Raw genomic sequence first — 21,770 nt, 5'->3', positions numbered from 1 at the left:
AACCGCGATCAGCGGCGATAGGTGCCCACGGGCAATCCCTTGACCGGAACATCCACCGCGAACAGCCCGCCGGCCTCGGGGGTCTTGTCCAGATCGTCCGGGTTCATCCCGGATCGGGCGGTGGTGATGAACAGCCGCTGCATCTTCATGCCCCCAAGGGCGCAGCAGGTCACATTCGGCACCGGCAGCCGCACGGTCAGGTCACGGCGTCCGTCGGGCAGCCAGCGTTGCACCACACCGCCGCCGAAACAGGCGGTCCACAGGGCCCCTTCCGCATCCACGCAGGCGCCATCGGGCGCGCCCTCATCCGGCTCCAGCGTCGCGAAGATCCGGGCATCGCGTGGCATTCCGGTCACCGTGTCATAGTCATAGGCCAGAATGTCGGGGCCGCGGCTGTCGGCGAAATACATCCGCGTGCCATCGGGCGAAAAGGCGGTGGCACTGGCGCAGCCGACCTCGGTCAGGATCGGGCGCACCCGGCCCCGGCTGATCGACCAGACCGGGGTGACGGGCTCCAGTCCCGCTGTATGGATGCCGCCGATGATGAAACGGCCCTGCCGATCCAGCGCGCCATTGTTCATCCGGGTGTCGGGATTGCCGGACATGTAAGTTTCGATCACCCGGCGCACGCCGGTGCGCGGATCCAGCCAGCACAGCGCATCGGCAAAACCGGCCAGCATGTTGCCATCGGGGGTGAAGGCGAAATCGCACAAGGGGGCGTCCAGCGCCACCTGCCGCACCGACTCGCCGGTTTCGGTGGCCGACCACAGGATGTTGCCGTCGATATCGGTCCAATACACGCGGCGGGTCTGGCGATGCCATTGCACGCCCTCGCCCAGACCGGCCTTGCAGTCCACCAGAAGGCGCGCTTGCAGCGGCGCGCTCACGCCGGCCGTCCCCCGGAATGCGGTGATCCCAGGGCAGACGCCCGCGAAGTCATGATCTGCTGTCTGGCCAATCCGTTGTTCCGCGCTGTTTCCTGTGAATCAAGAATAGCCTCCTGACCCCGCGGGAACAAATACCCAGCACCAAGGCGCTGTCAACCTAGCCCCGATCCCGCCCCCTGGCCGAGAATCTTGGCAGAAGCGCCGAAAAATCAAGGCCTTGACCGCTTTCATGTGTGACAAATGCATCATAAAGCTCGGTCGCGCGCTGTCCCATGGGGGTGTCGGCGTCCACGGCCTCGGCGGCCTGTTGGCTGAGTCTGAGATCCTTCAGCATCAATTCGGCGGCGAATCCGGGCTTGTAGTCGTTGTCCGCAGGCGACTGCGGTCCCACCCCCGGCGCCGGGCAATAGGCGTTCATCGACCAGCTGTAGCCCGACGAAGTCGACACCACGTCGAACATCTTGCCCCGGTCCAGACCCAGCTTGTCGGCCAGCGCGAAGGCTTCGCAGGTCACCGCCATGGTGGCGCCCAGGATCATGTTGTTGCAGATCTTGGCCGCCTGTCCGGCGCCCGAGGCGCCGCAATGCACGGCCTTCTGGCCCATGATGTCGAACAGCGGCTCGGCGATGGCGAAGGCGGCGTCGCTGCCGCCGACCATGAAGGTCAGGGTGCCGCCCGCAGCACCGCCGATGCCACCCGACACCGGCGCATCCAGCGCCAGCACGCCGCGCGCCTCGGCCTGGTCCGCCACCGCGCGGGCGCTGTCCACGTCCACGGTCGAGCAATCCAGCAGCACCGAGCCCGCCGCCATGCCCGGCAGAACCTCCTCGGCCACCGCGCGCAGGATGGCGCCGTTGGGCAGCATGGTGATGACCACCTCTTGCCCCTCGGCGGCGGCAGCCGCGGTTTCGGCCCGCGCCACGCCGTCCGGCATCTTGGCCACAAGGTCAAAGCCGGTCACCGCGTGGCCCGCTTTCATCAGATTGGCCGCCATCGGCGCGCCCATGTTTCCAAGGCCAATGAACCCGATTTTCATGCGATGTCTTCCTTTTCGAATGTCAGGGCATCCTTGCCCAGCGGCATCAGCATCCGCACCACCTCCAACCCGCCCACGGCGTCGATCCCGTCATGACGCCAGCGCGGGGTGCGATCCTTGTCGATGATCGCCGCGCGGATGCCTTCGATGAAATCGCCGTGCTCCATCGCGCGATGGGTAAAGCGGTATTCCAGATCCAGCGCCCGGCGGATATCGCCCACACCGCGCAGACGATGCACCATTTCCACCGCACAGGCCACCGCCAGCGGCGAGTTGCGCGCGACCGCCCGCAGGGCCGTTGCCGCCCAGTCGCCGCCGTCGGCCACCAGCGACCGCTTGATGTCGCCGATTGTCTCGCCGCCGAAATGGGCGTTGATCTGATCCATCTGCGCGGCCAGCGCGCCTTCAGGGGCCTGCGCCACGAAACCGTCCAGCACGGTGACGTCGCCCTCTGCCAACAGGGCCGCCGTCAGATCGGGCCAGCGGTCCTGCGGCACGAAGACATCGGCAAAACCGGCAAGGATCGCATCCGCCGGTCCCATCCGCGAGGCCGTGGTGCCCAGGTATTCGCCCAACCGCCCCGGCGCATTGGCCAGGATCATCGAGCCGCCCACATCCGGCACCAGCCCGATGCCGACCTCGGGCATGGCGACCTGGCTGGTTTCGCCCACCACCCGGTGCGAGGCATGGCAGCCGACCCCGACCCCGCCGCCCATGGTAAAGCCCTGCATCAGGCTGACCACCGGCTTGGGGTATTCGTACATCTTGGCGTTCATGCGGTATTCGTCGCGCCAGAACCGGCGGCCAAAGGCGAAATCCCCGGCCCGCCCGGTGTCGTACATTTCCTGAATGTCGCCCCCGGCACAGAAGGCGCGCTCGCCCACCGCGTCGATCAGCACCAGCGCGACGGCATCATCCTCGCACCAGGCGTCCAGAGCGTCCTCGACTGCCAGACACATTTTGTAGGTCAGCGCGTTCAGCGCCTTGGGCCGGTTGAAGGTCATGCGCCCGACCTTGCCCTCGACCCGGATCTCGATGTCGGCCATCAGCCGCGTGCCTCCAGCAGTTGCCGCGCGACGATCACGCGCATGATCTCGTTGGTGCCTTCCAGGATCTGGTGCACCCGCAAATCGCGGACCAGCTTTTCAATCCCATAGTCGGCCAGGTAGCCATAGCCGCCGTGCAACTGCAGGCACTGGTCGGCCACCCGGCTTCCGGTCTCGGTCACCAGCCGCTTGGCCATGGCACAGAACTTGCTGGCATCGGGCGCGCCGGTGTCCAGCTTCCACGCCGCCTGCCGCAGGAAGGTGCGCGCCGCCTGCAACTCGATCTCCATGTCGGCCAGCCGGAACTGCAACGCCTGGAACTGGTCGATGGATTTACCAAAGGCCTTGCGCTCGCCCATATAGGCCAGCGTTGCGTCCAGCGCCGCCTGCGCACCGCCGATGCTGCAGGCCGAGATGTTCAGCCGCCCGCCGTCCAGCCCCGCCATGGCATAGCGAAAGCCCTTGCCTTCCTCGCCCAGCAGGTTGTGTGCGGGCACCGCCACGTCATCCATCTGCACCTGCCGCGTCGGCTGGCTGCGCCATCCCATCTTGTCTTCCAGCCCGCCAAAGCTCAGCCCCTCGACACCGTCTTCGATCAGCACCGTCGAGATGCCCTTCGGTCCGGCCTCGCCGGTGCGGCACATGACGATATAAGCGTCCGAATAGCCGCCGCCCGAGATGAAGGCCTTGGTGCCGGTCACCCGGTAGCCCTGATCGGTCTTCTCCGCCCGCGTCTTCAGCGCCGCGGCATCCGACCCCGATCCCGGCTCGGTCAGGCAGTAACTCAGCACGGTTTCCATGGTCAGCGCCTTGGGCAGGACCCGCGCCTTCATCTCGTCGCTGCCGAACTTGTCGATCATCGCCGCGCACATGTTGTGAATCGACAGGAAGGCCGCCACCGACGGGCAGGCCATCGACAGCGCCTCGAACACCAGCGTCGCATCCAGCCGCGTCAGGCCTGACCCGCCCTGCTCCTCCGAGACATATAGCCCGCCAAAGCCAAGGGCGGCCAGTTCCGGCCACAGGTCCTTGGGGATGGTGCCGTCGGCTTCCCAGTCCCGCGCCAGCGGCGCGATACGCTCGGCGCCGAACTCCCGCGCCATGTCGAAAATAGCCTGCTGTTCCTCGCTCAGCGAAAAATCCATGACTGCCGTCTCCCTGTGCCGTGCGCGTTTATATACAACTGTTCAATTAATCACTGTCAAACGCCTTCTTGGCGGCGAATCCCCCCGAAAGCTTGCAAATACCCCCGTCCGCGACACTTCGCGCGCCCCGCCCACGGGGCTTGCACCGGCATTGGCAAAGACCACAACGCGCGATCCGCCCGCTACGTTTGTCCCGCCCAAAGGGAAAAACCAAGGGTTTTCAAACGGCTTTCTCGGGCACCCTGTCTTAACCAGATGCCCTATGTCCTTTTACGACATGATGATGTCGTTTATGAACCTACGTAATCAGGCACCAAATGCCTGACTGCAACGATCCAACAGAGGAAAATTGATGACCCGAACCAAGACAACCCTGCTTACCCTGCTTGCTGCAACCGGGCTGGCCAGCGCGGCCCATGCAGACTGCGGCGAAGTGACGATTACCGAAATGAACTGGGCCTCCTCAGCGGTGGTGACCCATGTGTCGAAGTTCCTGATGGAACAGGGCTATGGCTGCAAGGTCACCACGGTGCCCTCCTCGACCACACCGGCACTGATCTCGGTGGCCGAAACCGGCACCCCCGAGATCGTGACCGAACTGTGGATCAACGGCACGCCCGCCTATGACGACCTTTCGGCCGAGGGCAAGATCCTGACCATCGCCGACGTGCTGTCGGATGGCGGCATCGAAGGCTGGTGGGTGCCGCAGTACCTTGTGGACGAACACCCCGATCTGGCGACCATCGAAGGCATTCTGGCCAATCCCGACCTGGTCGGCGGCCGCTTCCACCAGTGCCCGGACGGCTGGGGCTGCAAGAACACCAACCTGGCGCATATCAACGCCTGGAACGTGGAAGACGCCGGCATCGAGATCTTCCAGCATGGCTCGGGCGAGACCATGGCGACCTCGATCGCGGCCGCCTTCGAAAGCAAGGAACCCTGGCTGGGCTACTACTGGGCGCCGACCTCGGTGCTGGGCAAATACCCGATGGTCAAGGTCGACTTCGGGGTCGAGCACAAGCCCGACGTGTTCAAATGCTATGCCGATCCCGAGTGCCTGACCGACGAAAAGACCACCTATCCGGTGGGTCCGGTGAAGACCGTGGTCACCACCGATTTCGCCGAGAAGCATCCCGAACTGCATGACCTGATGTCGAAAGTGTCGTTCACCAACGCGCAGATGGGCGAGATCCTGGCCTGGGCCGAGGAGAACCAGGCCTCCAGCGAAGAGGCCGCGGTCTACTTCCTGACCACCCAGTCCGATGTCTGGTCGGGCTGGATCAGCGACGACGCCCGCGCAAAGCTGGCCGCCCTGATCAAGTAAGGCCACCGGACACCAGGGGCGCCCTCAAAGGCGCCCCTCTTCCGTCCCGGCCCCTGCCCCGGCCCTTTCGACCGCAACAAAGGACAAATCACCAATGGCATTCTATGACGGGCTGATTGACAGCCTCGGTCTGCGCGACTGGTGCGACAAGGACGCCACCGACGGTCCCATGTCGATGACCCAGCTTCTGGCGCAGGCCTCGGGCGACACTGACGCCGACGCCGCGCCCACCCCGCTTCTGGAAACCCCGTTTCCCTCGCTCGACGTGCTGCACGAAGCCTGCCCGGCAATCTCCCAGACCCGCGACATGACCACCGGCGTGGAAAACGCCTTCCTGGCCATCAAGGATCCGCTCAAGGTGGTGCTTGACCCGCTGACCCAGCCCCTGTCCTGGGCGCTGGACGGCTCGCTCGCCTTTTTCGAGGCGGTGCCCTGGTTCATCATCATCCCGGCGCTGCTGATCCTGACCTATTACGCTTGCCGCAGCCTGTCGATCACCGCCTTCGTGGCCGCATCTTTCCTGTTTCTCGCCTTCATCGACCACTACGACTACGCGATCCAGACGCTGTCCATCATCTTCGTCTGCACCATCATCAGCGTGCTCCTAGGGGTCCCCATAGGCATCCTGATGGCCCGGCATGACACCTTCCAGAAGATCAACATCCCCGTGCTGGACATGCTGCAGACGTTGCCGACCTTCGTCTACCTGATCCCGCTGATCTTCCTGTTCTCGGTAACGGAATCCAAGCTCTATGGCATCGCCATCATCCTTTATGCCATCGTCCCGGTGATCCGCCTGACCGACCTGGGCATCCGTCTTGTGGATCAGGACGTGATCGAGGCCGCCGACGCCTACGGCATGACCGACCGGCAGAAACTGTGGGGGGTACAGATCCCGCTGGCGCTGCCCAACATCATGGCCGGCGTCAACCAGACCATCATGATGAGCCTCGCCATGGTCGTCATCGCCTCGCTGGTCTCGGCACCGGGTCTGGGCGTTCTGGTCCTGCGCGGCATCCGCAACCTGGAACTGGGCGTCGGCCTTGTGTCGGGCTTCGGCATCGTGCTGCTGGCCGTGGTCCTGGACCGCACCACCAAGGCGGCGCTCAGCCGCATCAACGCATCCACCAAGGCGTGAGGTCCAGATGACCCAAGACCCCAAAGTCTCCATCAAGGGCCTGTACAAGATCTTCGGATCCGATCCGCAGTCGGTCCTGCCCCTTGTCCTGAATGGCATGGGCAAAACCGAACTGCTGGAAGACCACGGCCATGTGCTGGGCCTGCAGGACATCAACGTCGACATGCAGCCCGGCGAGATCACCGTCATCATGGGGCTGTCCGGCTCGGGGAAATCCACCCTGATCCGGCACCTCAACCGGCTGATCGACCCCACCGCCGGCGAGGTTCTCGTCGATGGCGAGGACGTGCTGCAATACGATGAAACCCGCCTGCGCCGGTTCCGTCAGGAACAGATGTCGATGGTGTTCCAGAAGTTCGCCCTGCTGCCGCACCGCACGGTGCTGCAGAATTCGGCCATGGCCCGCATCACGCGGGGCGAGAATGAAGCCCCCGCCCAGGTCGAGGGCCAGAAGTGGCTCGAACGGGTCGGGCTGACGGGCTACGAAGGCCACTACCCGCACCAATTGTCGGGTGGCATGCAGCAGCGGGTGGGCATCGCCCGCGCACTGGCCTCCGACAGTCCGGTAATGCTGATGGACGAGGCGTTCTCGGCGCTCGATCCGCTGATCCGCACCGACATGCAGGATCTGCTGATCGAACTTCAGAAAGAGCTGCACAAGACCATCGTCTTCATCACCCACGATCTGGACGAGGCCCTGAAGCTGGCCGATCATCTGGTGATCCTGAAGGACGGCTATATCGTCCAGCAGGGGGAGCCGCAGAAGATCCTGCTCAACCCCAACGATCCCTACATCGAAGACTTCGTGTCCGACATCAACCGCGCCCGCGTGCTGCGCGTGCGTTCGGTCATGCATCCCATGGCCGAGGCAGGTGACCTTACCTTCGCCGGAGAGGTCGAACCCGATGACAACCTCGAAAAGCTGATCTCCATGTCCGAGGGCGACACCACCAAGTGCTACAAGGTCAGCAAGGATGGCCAGGACCTGGGCTTCCTCGACATGAAGGAACTGGTCCGCGCGCTGGTGCCGGCCCAACCGGGCAGCACCGGCGCCGTCCGCTAGGTCCCACCCATACCTCAGCAGCGCCGTGCAAGCGGCGCTGCCCCCCTGCCCCGGTCTCTGGCCGGGGCTTTTTCGTGTCTACAGGCAGTGGCGCACGTCCGTCCCCGTAAACGGGTGCCTTACCCGGCGCTGCCATCCCGGAATCGGGTACCTTTCAAACAAGCCCGCTGCCAGTCTTGTTCCCGCAAACGGGCACCCTAGGTTCCTGCAAGCGGGTGCCTTCACGCCCGCGACAGGGCAGGTTCCCTCGCCTGCCCTGTTTTCTGTTTCCGGATTTCGCATATATCGGGTGGTTGTACCCGCGATGACCACTATTTCTGGGGTTTTCGCGGCGAAACCCGGTCAAAAGCGTCCTTTCTGTCAGACCATGTGCGCCCTTCCCTGCGATCTGCGGGATATCGGCGCGCATTTCCCCCTGCCCTTCCCGAAAACGGATACCTTTGACGGTTTCGCATCGGCGCGAGGTAAAGAACCCGCGACAAACATCTGCAATTGCCCGATTTTTGGACCGGCCTTGTCAGGGACCCGTTTGCAGGACGCCCCCACGCCCCACAGGCACCCGTTTGCGGGACCAACCTCATCTCGGCCATGGGACCGGTATTCGGCCAGACCAGGGTTTTCAGAACAAACGCCAAATCCGCGCCCTTTCAGGGGGTCTGAAACTGTATGTGCTATATTTTTTGATTATGCTCATAACAAAAACGGGGGCCGCCTGGCCCCCGCATCCCCTCCCCTTTCAGGTTTCGCCGCGAAACCCTGGCCCTAGCGGGGCTCCAGCAGGCGCTTGACCTCGAACATCACGGCGTCGACCATATCCATGTTCACCGTCGTGCCTTCCAGTCGGATGTAATAGCCCTTGCTGTCGCTTTCCCGCCGGATCGTGATGCCATTGTCCAGACGGTAGATCCCCGGCCCATCGGCTTTCGGGCTGGCGGCCTTGCGCGGACGCCCGCCCTTCTTGCCGGGCTGGGTGTCGGCCTCGGCCTTCTCCACCAGCGGCTCCATCAGCGCCCATTCGGCCTCGGCCTCGGTGCCCTGCCCGCTCGACAGCGCCTCGCGGATCTCGCCCGCCAGCCCGCCGCGCAGGGCATTGGCCAGCCGAAGCCCGGCGCGCTCGGACAGTTGCTCGGGAAAGACCAGCATGTCGCCCAACTCCTCATGGACCAGTGCGAAGGATCGGATCTTCGATCGCTTGGCCTTGCTGGCCGCGTGGAACAACCCGTTCACCGCCGCCTCGACCGTGTCATAGGCCCCCTGTTGCACCGCCAGAACCGCCACCCGGCCGCGTTCATAAGGCGTCAGGCTGGCCCGGATCTCGTTCTCCTCGACCATCGCCAGATAGGCCCCGGCCACGCTTTGCGGCTGGCGCAGGATGGCACGGATGGTCTGGTATCCCGCCGCCCCGGTCTCGGACTCCAGCGCCCGGATGGCGGCCAGACGGCGATAGCCCGACAACAGACCATAGGCCGGCCCGTCACCCGGATCGGCGATCTCGAACACCTCGATGGGCAGCCGCAGCCCGCTCAGCGCGATCGAGGCTTTCAACTCGCCCATGGCCTCCGCATCCATCACCAGTCGGTCGCGGGTCAGCTCGTCGGCGACGATGTCATCGGTGGCGATCTCCACCAACATCAGCCCCTCGGCCTCGGCCTCACGCAACCGTTCGGCGTCACGCTTGTCTTTGGCCGCTTCGGCCCGCATCTCGGCGGTCATGGTCGGCGTCGGCGTCAGGGCCGCAGCTTCGGCGGCGACCTGGGCGATGGGCGGCATCATGCCCGACGGCCCCGCCGCCGACAGACCCGAGGGTTTCGCGGCGAAACCCTCTTCGATGGCGTGCAACTCCTCGGCCGAGGGCGCGGTCAGTTTTCTGCGCTTGGCCATGGGTTACTCCGCCGCTTCCGACTGCGCCATCTGCGCGTCACGCCACCACGATCCGATCAATATCTCTTTCAGTTCGGCATAGGTCCGGTCAAACGCCTCGCGGCCCCGCACATAGGTCTCGCGGTTGAACTCGCGGTAATCGGCCTCGTAGATGCCGTTCACCTGTTCACCGGCCTGACCGACCAGCGCCGTAAACTCCTGCCGGTGGGCGTTCATGAAATCGCCGAAATAGGCCTGGATCACATTCGCCAGATCGGTCTGCTGGTTGGCGTCGAACCGAGTGATCAGCGTGCGCACCACATCCCATTCGAACTTGACCTCATCCAGTCCGGCAGCCCGTCGCACGTTGTTTTCGCCGTCCTCGATCGAGGCGAAGGTGGAATAAAGCATGTCGAAGAAACGCCCGGTGCTGTCGAACTCAAGGAAGGACGCCCCCAGCGGCACCAGCAGGATATCGGCCGCCGCCAGCGCGTTGATGGTCAAATAGCCAAGGGCGGGCGGCGTATCCAGAAGGATGACATCGTATTGGTTCAGCAGATCCTCGTCTTCCAGGAAATTCGTCAGCGCGTCCCACAGCGCCCAGCGACGCAGGGCCATGCGCCAGACCGGGATCTGGAACTCGGCCCAGTAAAGGTTCAGCTGCGCGCCGATCAGGTCGATGTTGGGCCAATGGGTCGGCTGCACGATGTCGGCGGCATGGGTGTCCAGAGCCGCTGTCAGGGTCTCGTCCAGGGGCAGGGGGTCCTGACCCGAGGCGGTGCGCACGAGGTTCTCCTCCTGCACCTGGCGGGCATAGTCCTTGGCGATCAGCGGAAAGACGGTTTTCCATTCATCCTCGACCTGGCCGCCCATGATCGAGGTCATCGAGCCCTGGCTGTCCAGATCCACCACCAGCACCCGGTAACCGTCCAGGGCTGCCGACATCGCCAGATGCGCCGCCGTTGAGGTTTTGCCGACGCCGCCCTTGAAGTTGGCCACCGCGACGATCTTGGCGGGCAGGCCTTCGGGGCGGTAGGGCTTGTATTCCTTGGTTGAAATACCGCCCTCGGCGAAATGGCCGCGCAGGGTCATGACCTCTTCCAGGGTGAACCATTTCGAGCCGCCAGCGCCTTCGCCCTGGGGCAGGTCGGGGTTCTGCTTCAGCACCCGCCGCAAATGCGCCGGGGCCACCGGGATCAAGTAGCGGCAGATCTCCCAGGTGGAGAACTTGCGCAGGCGTTTGCGGCCGTCGGGAGCATAGCCGCGCTTGGCCAGATCCTCGCGCCCGCGGGCGGCGAAAGCGGCGGCCTTGGCGAATCGGGCGGTGTCGCTGGGGTGCGGAAGACGGGCGGCCGCTGCCTGGGGATCGAGGTTGAAATAGGGTGGGGGCGGGAGTTCTGATTTTTTCGACATGGGTGCGCCTGTATGAAGATGTGCTCGGATTATTGTGATTTTCGGTGACTATCGCACATCGCATGGGCTGTGTGAATTCCCGATGAAGGGCCGCACATTGGGAATTCTGGTGCAGGTTTCGCCGCGAAACCCCTATTTTCAAAGAAAAATCAACGCAAGCCACCCTCCTTATAGCTTGTAGGAATCTTTCAGGTCTTTAGGGTATTTGGGACAAGAAAAAGACGTAATAACAATACATTACATGGCTTTGGGTTGCCATATACGGGATGAAGGGTGCCGCGATACGGGGGCAGGGGGGCCTGTCTTCGGGACAACGGGGATATGTTTGCGGGCCAATGGGGGTCTGCACACAGGATTGGCGGATTTGGCCCGGATTAGAAGGTCAGCAGGCGGGCAGGAGGTCGCGTTGTGGGCTGTGGCAGCGGGGCAGGGGGGCTGAAGGTGCCTGTTTGCAGGACGGTCTGAAACCTCTCCCGTAGAAGGGTACCTTTGAAATTCTTGAGTTCGGGCACCTTCTGTGCCACGGTTTCGACCAAGCGGCACAGACCGCAGATGAGGCATATTCCAGGCAGGATCACGACCATGTCCCACGAGACCATGGCGGGAGAGATCCCACGCGACAAGCTGACCGGACCGCTGCGGCGGGACTCGGTAAAGAAAAACGTGGCCGCGATCCACGTGTCGGGCAAGCTGACGCTGTTGCAGCGCAAGCTGTCCAATGTGCTGCTGCTGAACGCCTATGACGCCCTGGCCAGCCAACCCACCCACAAGATCGACGCGCGGACCCTGTGCCTGATGATCGGGTACAATTCCAACGACATGGACACGCTGAAAACCTCGCTGCGGGGGCTGGCCGAAACGGTGGCGGAATGGGACATGCTGGGCGAGGATGGCGAGCATGAGTGGGGGGTCTCGGCGCTGCTGAGCTATGCCAAGCTGAAAGGCGGGGTCTGCGAATACGCCTATTCCCCGGCGCTGGCGGCCAAGCTGCATGATCCCAAGGTCTTTGCCCTGATCAACCTGAACATCCAGCGGCGGTTCACCAGCGGCCATGCGCTGGCCCTGTACGAGAATTGCTATCGCTTCGTGCGCACCGGCAGCACCGGCTGGTGGGATCTGGATCTGTTCCGGCGGCTGATGGGGGTGGAAGGGTCGAGCTACTATGAGGTGTTCAAGCATCTGAACGCCAAGATCATCAAACCGGCGGTGGCGGAGGTGAACCGGACCTCGAACATCCTGCTGGAACCGGAGACGCGAAAGATGGGGCGGGCGGTCTCGGCCATTCGGTTCCGGATCAAGGACAACCCGCAACTGGCGATGCTGGATATGGACGATGGCGCCGGGCTGCGTCAGAGCGGGGTCTACGACCGATTGAGCGCGCTGGGGGTCAGCGATCGTCTGGCGCGGCAATGGATCGGCGAGCATGGCGAGGCCTATGTGGCCGAGAAGCTGGACTATGTGGGGCGGCAGTCCGGGGTGAAAAGCCCTGTGCGGTATTTGTCGGCGGCGATCCGGCAAGGGTTCGGGGCAACCGAAGAGGCAGAGACCGCGCCGGCACCGGTGGCGCCCGAGGTGATGCAGGCCGCCGCCCAGCGGCAGATCGAGACCGAGATCCGCGCCGCCGCGCAGGAGGCGCGGGAGGCGGCGGTGGCGGGAGAGCGCAAGGCAAGGGCGGTGCGGATGGCCCGCGTGCGCGAGGTGGCCGAGGCGCGGCGGCCGACCCAGCGGGACGCGGACAAGCGGTTGTTCCTGTCGGCGGTGAAGGACCCGCTGGAGCGTGAGGACTTCACCCGGCACGGCTGGGCCTCGGCGCTGAACGCCCGCGCGATCTGTGCCTTCTGGGAAGAGTTGGAGCCGGACATCTTCGCGGATCTGCCCGAGATCTGACGCGGGGCAGGGGCCCCCGGCGGACCCGGTTGGGCCCGCGCGGGGAAGTTCGGCAGGGCAGGGGCCTCAGACGAAATCGAAGTCCGAAGCGGTCAGTACGGTGGCCAGGGTATCGGCCAGCGTGATCTGGTCGGCACCCCCGGCGCTGAGGGTCATGATCACATGGGCGCCCGATTGGCTGATGGACAGGTCGGCCAGTTTGGTGACGCCGCTGTGGGTGGTGAAATCCAGCCGGTCGAGGCCATCGGTGTAATCCTTGACCACGTCACGGCCAAAGCCGTCGGACCAGGCGAAACTGTCGGATCCGGCGCCGCCAAGGTAGAAATCCCCGCCCGCGCCGCCGTCCAGCCGGTCGTTGCCCGCCGCCCCGATCAGCGCATCGGCCCCGCCCGCGCCCAGCAGCGTGTCATTGCCGGTACCGGCAAAGATCACATCGCCCGCCGAACCGCCGGTCACAACGTCATTGCCCGCGCCCGAGGCGATGGTCACCCCGGTGGCCAGCCCGGTGGCGTCGATGGTGTCATTGCCGGTCAGCCCGTTGATGCGTTCGACCCCGGCCCAGCTGCCAACCGACAGCGTCAGGCCCGCGGCGTTGGAGACCACGGCCTTGTCGAAGCCCGCGCCGCCGTCGAACACCACGTCGCCGTTCTCGCCGATGTAAAGGATGTCGTTGCCGGCGCCGCCGTCGAAAGTGTCATTGCCCGCGTTGCCCAGCAGCACGTCGTTGCCGCCCATGCCCGACAGGGTGTCGTCGCCGTTGCCGCCGATCAGCACGTCATTGCCCGCCCCGCCGGTCAGGGTGTCGTCGCCATCGTCGCCGAACAGCAGCAGGCCGGTGGTTTGGCTGGAGCCGTCTATGGTGTCGTCGCCGGTGAAGCCGTTGATCCGCTCGACCCCGCTCCAGCCGGTGAGGGTGACCGAGGTGCCGCCGGCGTCGTTGATCTGGGCCTTGTCGAAGCCGCGCGTGCCGCTGTCGGTGATCGTGTCGAACCCGTCGATGACATAGAAGTCGGATTCGTCGCCGCCATCCATCCGGTCGGCGCCCGAGCCGCCGAACAGCTGGTCGGTGGAGGCCCCGCCCGTGATCGTGTCGTTGCCCGAACCGCCGAACAGCAGATCGTTGGCAAAGCCGCCCGAGATCGTGTCGTTGCCCTCGCGCCCGAAGAGGGTGAGCGCGGTGAGGACGGATGCGCCGTCGAGCGTGTCGTCGCCGGCTTCGGCCGAAACCTCCTCGACCGAATTCCAGAGCGCGAGGTTCAGCGCCAGCCCGAGCGTGGTCTCGAAGCGGACCCGGTCGGTGCCGGTGCCGCCGTCCACCACGTCGCCGGCGCTGTCGACGAAGATCTGGTCGTTGCCGGCGCCGCCATTGAGCTTGTCATCGCCCTTGCCGCCAAACAGCATGTCGTCGTCATCGCCGCCGCTGAGCGCGTCGATTTCGGTGCCGCCGAACAGCATGTCGGCCCCGGTGCCGCCGGACAGAAGGTTGGTGCCGGCGATGCCGTAGATCTCGTCATCCCCGGCACCGCCGAAGAAGACATTGTCGCCGGTGGTGCCGAACAGGCGGTCGGTCTGGTCGGTGCCGATGGCGGATTCGATCGAATCCAGCCGGTCGATGTTGCCGTGGCTGTCGCGGGCCAGCGGGCCGGTTTGCCCGGTCACCAGTCCCGCCGCGCCGGAAAGATCCACCAGCACCCCGGCGCCGCCGGTCTCAAGGCTGTAATCGGCGGTGTCGCGGCCATCGCCGCCGCGCAGGATGTCGGCGCCGTCGCGGCCTGTCAGGAAGTCGTCGCCGCCGCTGCCGTCCAGCGTGTCGTCGGCTGCGGTGCCGCGCAGGGCGTCGGCGTGATCGGTCAGCACGACAATCTCGATACCCGTCAGATCGGCGAGGTTGCGCAGCGGGCCAAGCGTCGGATCGAGGGTCGCGGCGTCGCGGGTGCGCACTTCGATGGCCGCGGCGAGGTCCAGTTCCACCGCTGCCCCGAAGCGCGAGAAATCGGCGGTGTCGATGCCGCCCGCGCCGTCGATCAGGTCGAACCCGCCTTGCCCGGCGGCGCCCGCGATGAAGAAGGTCTGGTCGGCGCTGTCGCCGGTCAGGCTGTCGGACGCCAGCCCGCTGACCACCGCCTCGAACCCGGTCAGGGTGTCGGTGCCGATGTCGGCGCCCGTGGCGGTGCCGCCGGTGGCGGTGAGCGAGACGGTGATGGATTGTGTCGCCGTGGAATAGTCGACGATGTCGAACCCGTCCTGCGGATCGGCGCTTTCCAGATCGCCGAACAGATCGTCGTCGCCGCCGCCGCCGGTGATTATGTCGTTGCCGAAGTCGCCCAGCAGGCGGTCGTTGCCGCCGCCGCCGTGGATGTGATTCACGCCGGTGTGGCCATAGACCTCGTCATCGCCCGATCCAGTGCGGACGGCATCGAAGCCGCTGATGGTGTCGATGCCGACCTGGGTGCTGTTGGTATCCTCGGCCACGTCGAACAGCAGGTCGACAAACATGTTGGTGGTGGCCCCGGTGTAGTTCAGCAGATCGAAACCGTTGCCGCCGTGATAGGTGTCGTCGCTGCCATCCAGACCGGCCACGACTTCATCATTGCCGTCGCCCGCGTTGACGGTGTCGGACCCGTCGCCGTCAATAAAGATCGTGTCGCCCGCATCGCCGGTGAGCGAGTCGTCGAAGGCGGTGGCGATGATGCGTTCGATGCCACTGATGGTGTCAGTATCCCCGGTCTGGTCGATCACCAGTCCGGCGGACAGATCGACGCTGATCCCCTGCGCGGCTGCGGTGGGGGCGGAGAGGTCGAGCGTGTCACGCCCGGCACCGCCGAACACCGTCTGGCTTCCCGCGCCCAGCACGAACAGATCGTCGCCCGCGCCGCCGCCCAGCGTCAGCCCGTCGCCGGTGATCTCGAACCGGTCATCGAAAGCGCTGCCGACGAATTGCTCGGTGTTGGAGACTGTCAGGATCTCTTCGTCCAGCGCCCCGGTGATGGTGGTGTCCCGATCGGTGCGGATGCCGTCGGCGGTGCCGAAGCCCTGGGTCACGCGGATGGCATGTTCGAAGGGTGAAAAATCGGCAAGATCCAAGTCGCCGCCGCCGTCGAAGCTGTCAACGCCGTTCTTGAGGTCGATGCCTTCCTGGGTGTCGGTGAAATCGTCGCCGCCGTAGACATAGGTGTCTTCTCCGGCGCCGCCGAAGCCGTGGTCATTGCCCGCGCCGCCGATCAGCGTGTCGTCGCCAGTGCCGCCGCGCAGGATGTCATTGCCATCGCCGCCGTCCAAGTAGTCGTTTTCGTCGCCGCCCTCCAGAACGTCATCGCCTTCGTCGCCGTAAAGCTGGTCGCGGCCTTCATCGCCATAAAGCGTGTCGTTGCCTTCGTCTCCGGACAGCAGGTCGGCCCCCTGACGGCCGGCCAAAGTATCGTTACCATCGGCCCCGAAGAAGATATTGGCGGCGCGGTCGCCCAGCAGGGTGTCGCCGTTGTCGGTGCCGAACAGGTTTTCGATGCTGACGAGGATCTCGCCATCCGCAATGCCCCGCGACCCGGCGCGATAGATCAGGTCCACGGAGACGCCCGAAGTGCCGCCCAAGGCGTTGTAGGACACCGAATCCGCGCCCGCGCCGCCGTTCAGCAGGTCGGCCCCGGCGCTGCCGTTGAAGAAGTCGTCGCCCGCAGCCCCGGTCAGGTTGTCGGCCAGCGCCGAGCCTTGTGCGCCGAGGTCGTCATCGCCCGGGGTGCCGGTGGCGGTGGTGCCCGCCGCAGCCGGGGTGACGATGGCGCCGCCCAGATGTGACAGGTCGATGCGTCCGGTGAAGTCGGTGAAATCGTATTCGAAATCCAGCCCGCGTCCGCCGGTGGCGAAATAGTCGTAAATCACCAGCGTCGGAATGCTGCCGCCGGTTTCGGTCAGCGCCAGATCGTCGGTGCCGGTGCGCGCGAAGGTGACATCGCCGCGCGCGACATTGTCGAAGTAGATGCGCGCGCCCTGATGGGTCTCGCGGGCAATGAAGTCGGCGCCATCGCCGGAGCGGAAGGCGTAGGTGTCCAGCCCGTCACCGCCGACCATGATGTCGATGCCAAGGCTGGAGACGAGGATGTCGTCGCCGCCATTGCCGAAGAGGTTGCCGTTGCGCAGGGGGGCGACAAGGAAATCATCCTGATCCGAGCCCTGGATCAGCATTTCCTCGATGTTGCGATAGGTCAGGGTGTTGGTGCCGTCGCTGAGGGTCAGCCCCGCCGCGAAGGACGGATTGGCGGCGAACATGGCCGTCAGATCGGCACGGCTGGTGGAGGCGCCGGTCAGGGTGGCGCCGATCCGGGTGCCGGCCTGATCGAGGATGGCGAAGCTGAGCGCGCCGGTGGTGGCCTCAGTATTCAGAATGTCATAGTCGCCCCCGGAACTGCCGCCGTCCACATCCGCAACCCCGCCGCGATAGGTGATGACGTCATCGCCCAGCCCGGTGTTGGCCCGGTCCGGCGTGGCCTGCGTGCCGCCGGTGCCCAGATCGACGATGTCATCGCCATCGCCGGTGTCGATGCTGTCGGCCAATGCGCCGCCGAACACCGTGTCATTGCCGCTGCCGGTGCGCACATGCAGCCGTTCGAACCCGCCGACATAGGTGCCGTTGCCGATGTCCTGCACGCCGGAAAACCCGGTGAAATTGCCGTCTTCGTCAAAGGCCTGCGTGCCATCTGCGGCGGCATCCCCGGCATTCTGGTCGCTGTCGGCATAGAGGGTCAGATCGGCGGTCTCGGCACTGAGATCGGCGGCGAACAGATCGGCGTCCCCGGCCTGATCGCCGCCGTAGTTGATGAGCCCGTTCTGATAGAGCACCAGATCATCGTGATCGTGCGCGCCGGCCACGTTGACCGCCTCGATCTCTTGATAGAGCAGCGATTCCCCGTGCGAGCGGGCCACCATCAACTCGGCCAGCGGCAGGTTGTCCAGCGCCGTATCCAGTTCGGCGCGGGTTGCCCCGGCGCCCAGGTTGCCGGTGCCCAGGGCGGTGAAGCTGGCGTCAAACAGCGACCATTTCAGCCCTTCGCCACGCCCGCCCATGACCAGGTGATCCAGCCCGTCGCCGCCGCTGATGAAGTCCGAGCCGTTGCCGTCCCAGAACAGCAGGTCGTCGCCGGCCTCGCCATAGATGCGGTCGTCGCCGTCGCCGCCCTGGATGATGTCGGCACCGTCGCCGCCGAACAGGCGGTCTTCAAGCGCGCCGCCCTTGAGGCGGTCGTTGCCGCTGCCCGCCTTGACGATGCCGCGTTCGAAGCCGCGCAGGAAGACGCCGTTGGCCAGGGTCACCCCGGCGGCGTTCTCGGCGCCGAAGGCCAGGTCGATGCCCACCTGCTGGGCCGAGAAATCGGCGGCGAACACATCGCCGGGACCGCTGCCCTCGCCACCCGCGTCATAGGTGGCCCCGCCTTCGTAGAAGATCAGGTCCGAGGCAGAGTCGCTGCCGGTGACATTGACATGCTCGATGCCATGGTAGCTGAGGAAGGGATCGTTTCCGGGAAAGCCCAGCGTGTCGCCAAAGCGCATTCCCCGGCCCAGCGTCAGGGTCTGGCCCGCGACGGGGACGATGAAATCCGCCAGCAGCCCCATCGCCCGTTCGATGTCATCGGCCGAGGCGGTGGCGTCGAACACCTCGCGCGTGGGGGTCGCGGTGGTGATGGCGGTGGGGGTGTAGAGCCCGTATTCCAAACCCTGCGATCCGGCCTCGGCCGCGACGATCAGCCAGTCCTGCCCGGCGTCGCCGTGCAGGATATCGGCGCCATCGTCGGACCAGAAGAAGATGTCATCGCCATCACCGCCTGACAGGTCGTCGCGTTCCTGGGTGATGGTGCCGGGGGTCAGAAAGCCGCGCAGATCGAAGACCATGCCGTTGAAGGGATCGAACTCGCCGCCGTTGATCAGGTCATTGCCTGCGCCGCCGTCAAAGCCGTCGCTGTAGCGCCCGCCAAGGAAATGGTCGGCCTGGTCGGTGCCAATGGCCACGATCCGTTCAAACCCGTCAATGACCGTGTCGCCGAAGGTCAGAACCTGGTTGGCGCCGGTCTGATCCAGCCGGTTGGCGGCCACCAGATAAACGCCGGTGGTGACGCCCTTGCGGGCTGCGTAAGCCCCGAAATCGGCCAGCAGGGCGTCTTGCATCTGGCGGTCGGGTCTCCACTCGCCGTCGCCGCCAAAATACTGCAGCCCGCCGGTGTAAAGCACCGTGTCCTCGGAGAAATCCGAGCCTATCACGTCGATGGCCTCGACATCCGAGTAGAAATCCGCGCCAACGCTGAATCCCAGTTTGCCGTAGCGCAGGAAGTCCTGATCCGCCGGGTTGGTCAGCGACGCGTCGATGTTCAGCGGGGTGTTCTTGATCCGGACATCGCCGAAACTGCCGCCGTCGTGAACCTCAAGCACGTCGAACATCGCGCGCACCGACTGGCGTGCCGTGGCATAGGCTTCGGTATTGCCGTCCACCACCAGGGTCAGGTTGATCTCGGTCGCCACGTTTTCCGGCGCGGCGCTGGTGCGATTGATGTCGGTGGCCTTGAAGACGCCGATATCAAACCCGGTTCCGCCGAACACCGCGTCCGACAGTGCCGTATGCTGACTGCGGTCTTCGATGTCGAAACTGTAGTAGATGACGTCGTCATCCGCCCCGCCAAATACATAGTCCTTGGCCAGATCCGGCGAGAGCTGGATGAAATCATTGCCGCCCGACGCTTCGAACCAGTCTTCGTACAGGCCGCCCGACAGGAAGTCGTCCTGATCGCCGGTGCGCAGGACGAAGGCTTCGATGTCTCGCAGGGTCACGCTGCCGGCCACTTCCACGCCGCTTGCGTAATTGGCCTCGGTGCTGTCGAAGCTGATCGCGGTGTTGGGAAAGATGTGCTTGAAATCCGCAATGAAAACATCGCCCACGACGACGTCGCCAAAAACTCCGCGCGTCTCTCCCCCGCCATCGAAATACATGCCCTGGCTGTCGCGCATCACCATCACGTCGCCGTTGGTGCTGCCCTGAACCTGCGCAGTGCGCTGGTTCTTCAGGATATTGTCTTCATTCCCGGGGGTATATTGATAGGCCACATAGGTCGAGTTCGCGATGCCGTTCAACAGGGCGACCTTGTGGTCGATCGAGGCGTTTGCGTAGATGAACGTGGGATCGGTGGTGCTGTTGGGGTCGATATCAAGAAGCGCGTCGGAAAAGCCGGGGGTGCCGTCGTCCACCGAAACCGTCGCACCCAAAACATCGTTGACCACGGTGTTTCCGGACACATCGACAACGGTGTAGGTGTTGTTTGTGGTCAGGGTTACGTCGGCCGAGACATTGCCCAGCCAAACCCGGGTGACATCCGACGTGCCCGGTGCGGGATTGTTGAACCCGGCCAACACATTCCGGACATCCTGGTTGGGATCGTTGCCCCACAGGTGCCCGAAGGTGGCAACCGCACTGGCCACGTTTTGCGTGACGGCGGCCTTGTATTCATAGACCCGCTGCGCGGCATTAGGGGCTTCGGGGTCCCATCCGGCGGGGGAATCGTCGGTGACGAAGACTTCGTAGCTGTCGGTCTCGCGGTTGAAGGACCCGGCGCTGTAGCCCCATGTGCCGGGGTCGGTGCCATTGCCGGGGGCCGTCGCGTAACTGCCGGTCGGCAGGGCAAACTTGTCGTTGTAGAAATCGAACAGCTTGGCCTGAAAGCCGCCTTCGGGAAAGGTCAGGTCCAGAAGCGGGCCAAAGCTGAAGGCCAGATCGTCGGACACCCAGGCGCCGCCGAATTCGGCTTGCAGCGCACGGATGGTCAGGGCGGCGTCGATGCCCAGCCCGACCGAATGGGAATACTGCACATCGGTCAGGTCGTAATAGCCGGTGACCGTCACCACGGCGGTGCCATCAGGCCCCAACTGGCTGGAACGCGGCAGGTCCACTTGCGCGACATTGCCCAGCGTTGTCTGGGTGACCACGTCATCGCTGAAATCCGTCGGCGTGCCCGCGTCCGAACGCAGCACCACGCGCACATCCGGCGTGGCGTCGCCGCCGCCGATATCCAGCGCCACATCCTCGGTCAGCACGGTGCCGGCGTTGGCATCGATGTCCAGAACCGTCGCCGAAAGCTCGAACTTGCCGCGCGGGACGTAAGGAATGTAGTCGGCCAGATCGAAGGTTTCGTCAAAGAACACCACGTCGCCGACCTTGCTGATGATCGGCCCGACGGGGGGGGGCAGCTTGCCGGCCAGTTCCAGAAACAGCTCGTCCACATCGACGTTCAGTTCCAGAAACTTGGTGTCCGAGAACCCCGAGCCGGATACAAGGCTGCTGCCGAAACTGTTGCCGAACGTGTCGGCGCCGGTGGGCAGGCGGGCAAAGACCTCGATCCCCGGATAAAGCTGGCCCGAAATTTCGAACTCGGGCTTGATCTCGATGATCGGGACGCGTTCTTCGATATCGATAAGCTTGAAATCGTCTTCTTCGCCCGACGCGCCGAAGGCAAACCACTGGATATCGCGAAAGCCCAGTTCGATCTCCAGGATGAAATCCAGCCCGGCACCGGGGCTGCCACTGAACCCCTTGCTGTCGATTTGCGCCGTGCGCACCGTCCATTTGGTCAGGTCGAAACTGGCGCTGGCCGGGGTGGTGGTGGTCTGGGTCAGCGAAACATTCACGCCCGGTGTATATTCCACCGCCACGTCGATGTCGTAGCTGGCATTGAAGTGGCCCGCATCGACGAGTTCGGCATAAGCCTCCAGCCCGACCATGAAATTCATGTAGGCTTCGCCCGAAACGCCCGCGACCCAGATATCGAAGTCGAAGGATTCGGTCAGTTCCGGGGCGGTATAGATCAGCAGATCGCCGGTGGAGATGCGGAATTCCCGCGCCTGTCCGGGGGCCCAGAGCGACTGGTTCGCGGTTCTGAATTCCAGCGACGTATTCTTGACGACCATGAAGGGCCCCTTTCATGATTAAACGCGATGGCCC

The 21,770-nt window shown here is 64.7% G+C and carries 11 protein-coding genes; 4 read left to right on the top strand and 7 right to left on the bottom strand.

Annotated elements, in window-relative coordinates:
• Window positions 1–8: 8 nt before the first annotated feature.
• From H8B03_RS09330 to H8B03_RS09315, 4 genes are all read right to left on the bottom strand, one after another.
• On the bottom strand, window positions 9–887 hold the full coding sequence (locus tag H8B03_RS09330) for an SMP-30/gluconolactonase/LRE family protein (RefSeq protein WP_193141464.1): 879 nt from the start codon (window positions 885–887) through the stop codon (window positions 9–11).
• A 157-nt stretch (window positions 888–1,044) separates the two neighbouring features.
• A complete protein-coding gene (gene mmsB, locus H8B03_RS09325) occupies window positions 1,045–1,923 on the bottom strand; it encodes a 3-hydroxyisobutyrate dehydrogenase (RefSeq protein WP_193141463.1) in 879 nt (292 codons plus the stop codon).
• Window positions 1,920–2,969 (bottom strand): enoyl-CoA hydratase/isomerase family protein, encoded by a 1,050-nt coding sequence (locus H8B03_RS09320; RefSeq protein WP_193141462.1) that lies wholly within the window; start codon window positions 2,967–2,969, stop codon window positions 1,920–1,922. Before H8B03_RS09320 ends, mmsB begins: the two co-directional genes overlap by 4 nt.
• Window positions 2,969–4,114, bottom strand: coding sequence for an acyl-CoA dehydrogenase family protein (locus H8B03_RS09315; RefSeq protein ID WP_193141461.1), 1,146 nt, complete (start codon window positions 4,112–4,114; stop codon window positions 2,969–2,971). Before H8B03_RS09315 ends, H8B03_RS09320 begins: the two co-directional genes overlap by 1 nt.
• 352 nt (window positions 4,115–4,466) lie before the next feature.
• Between H8B03_RS09315 and H8B03_RS09310 the strand changes: the two genes are divergently transcribed.
• The 3 genes from H8B03_RS09310 to H8B03_RS09300 all read left to right on the top strand — a co-directional run bounded on the left by H8B03_RS09310 (window position 4,467) and on the right by H8B03_RS09300 (window position 7,639).
• A complete protein-coding gene (locus H8B03_RS09310; RefSeq protein ID WP_193141460.1) occupies window positions 4,467–5,438 on the top strand; it encodes a glycine betaine ABC transporter substrate-binding protein in 972 nt (323 codons plus the stop codon).
• A 94-nt stretch (window positions 5,439–5,532) separates the two neighbouring features.
• Window positions 5,533–6,576: a proline/glycine betaine ABC transporter permease gene (locus tag H8B03_RS09305; protein ID WP_193141459.1), complete on the top strand. Its 1,044-nt coding sequence runs from the start codon at window positions 5,533–5,535 to the stop codon at window positions 6,574–6,576.
• 7 nt (window positions 6,577–6,583) lie between these two features.
• Window positions 6,584–7,639, top strand: coding sequence for a glycine betaine/L-proline ABC transporter ATP-binding protein (locus tag H8B03_RS09300; protein WP_193141458.1), 1,056 nt, complete (start codon window positions 6,584–6,586; stop codon window positions 7,637–7,639).
• 762 nt (window positions 7,640–8,401) lie between these two features.
• On the opposite strand, the gene H8B03_RS09295 is transcribed toward H8B03_RS09300, so the two are convergent.
• Entirely contained in the window at window positions 8,402–9,520 is a 1,119-nt protein-coding gene (locus H8B03_RS09295) for a ParB/RepB/Spo0J family partition protein (protein ID WP_193141457.1), read from the bottom strand.
• 3 nt (window positions 9,521–9,523) lie between these two features.
• Window positions 9,524–10,912, bottom strand: a complete 1,389-nt coding sequence (locus H8B03_RS09290; protein WP_193141456.1) for an AAA family ATPase — start codon at window positions 10,910–10,912, stop codon at window positions 9,524–9,526.
• A gap of 582 nt (window positions 10,913–11,494) precedes the next feature.
• Here H8B03_RS09290 and H8B03_RS09285 point away from each other — a divergent pair.
• Window positions 11,495–12,799 carry a replication initiation protein gene (locus tag H8B03_RS09285; protein WP_193141455.1) on the top strand — a complete coding sequence of 435 codons (1,305 nt, stop codon included), beginning with the start codon at window positions 11,495–11,497 and terminating at the stop codon, window positions 12,797–12,799.
• A 66-nt stretch (window positions 12,800–12,865) separates the two neighbouring features.
• Here the strand turns inward: H8B03_RS09285 and H8B03_RS09280 are convergent, their stop codons facing one another.
• A complete protein-coding gene (locus tag H8B03_RS09280; RefSeq protein ID WP_193141454.1) occupies window positions 12,866–21,736 on the bottom strand; it encodes a calcium-binding protein in 8,871 nt (2,956 codons plus the stop codon).
• Window positions 21,737–21,770 lie beyond the last annotated feature (34 nt).

Origin of the sequence: Meridianimarinicoccus sp. MJW13 (assembly GCF_014901205.1) — a bacterium.
Taxonomy (GTDB): domain Bacteria; phylum Pseudomonadota; class Alphaproteobacteria; order Rhodobacterales; family Rhodobacteraceae; genus Meridianimarinicoccus.
Note: the sequence above shows the minus strand (reverse complement) of the source record. Positions and strands in the feature narration are given on the sequence as shown.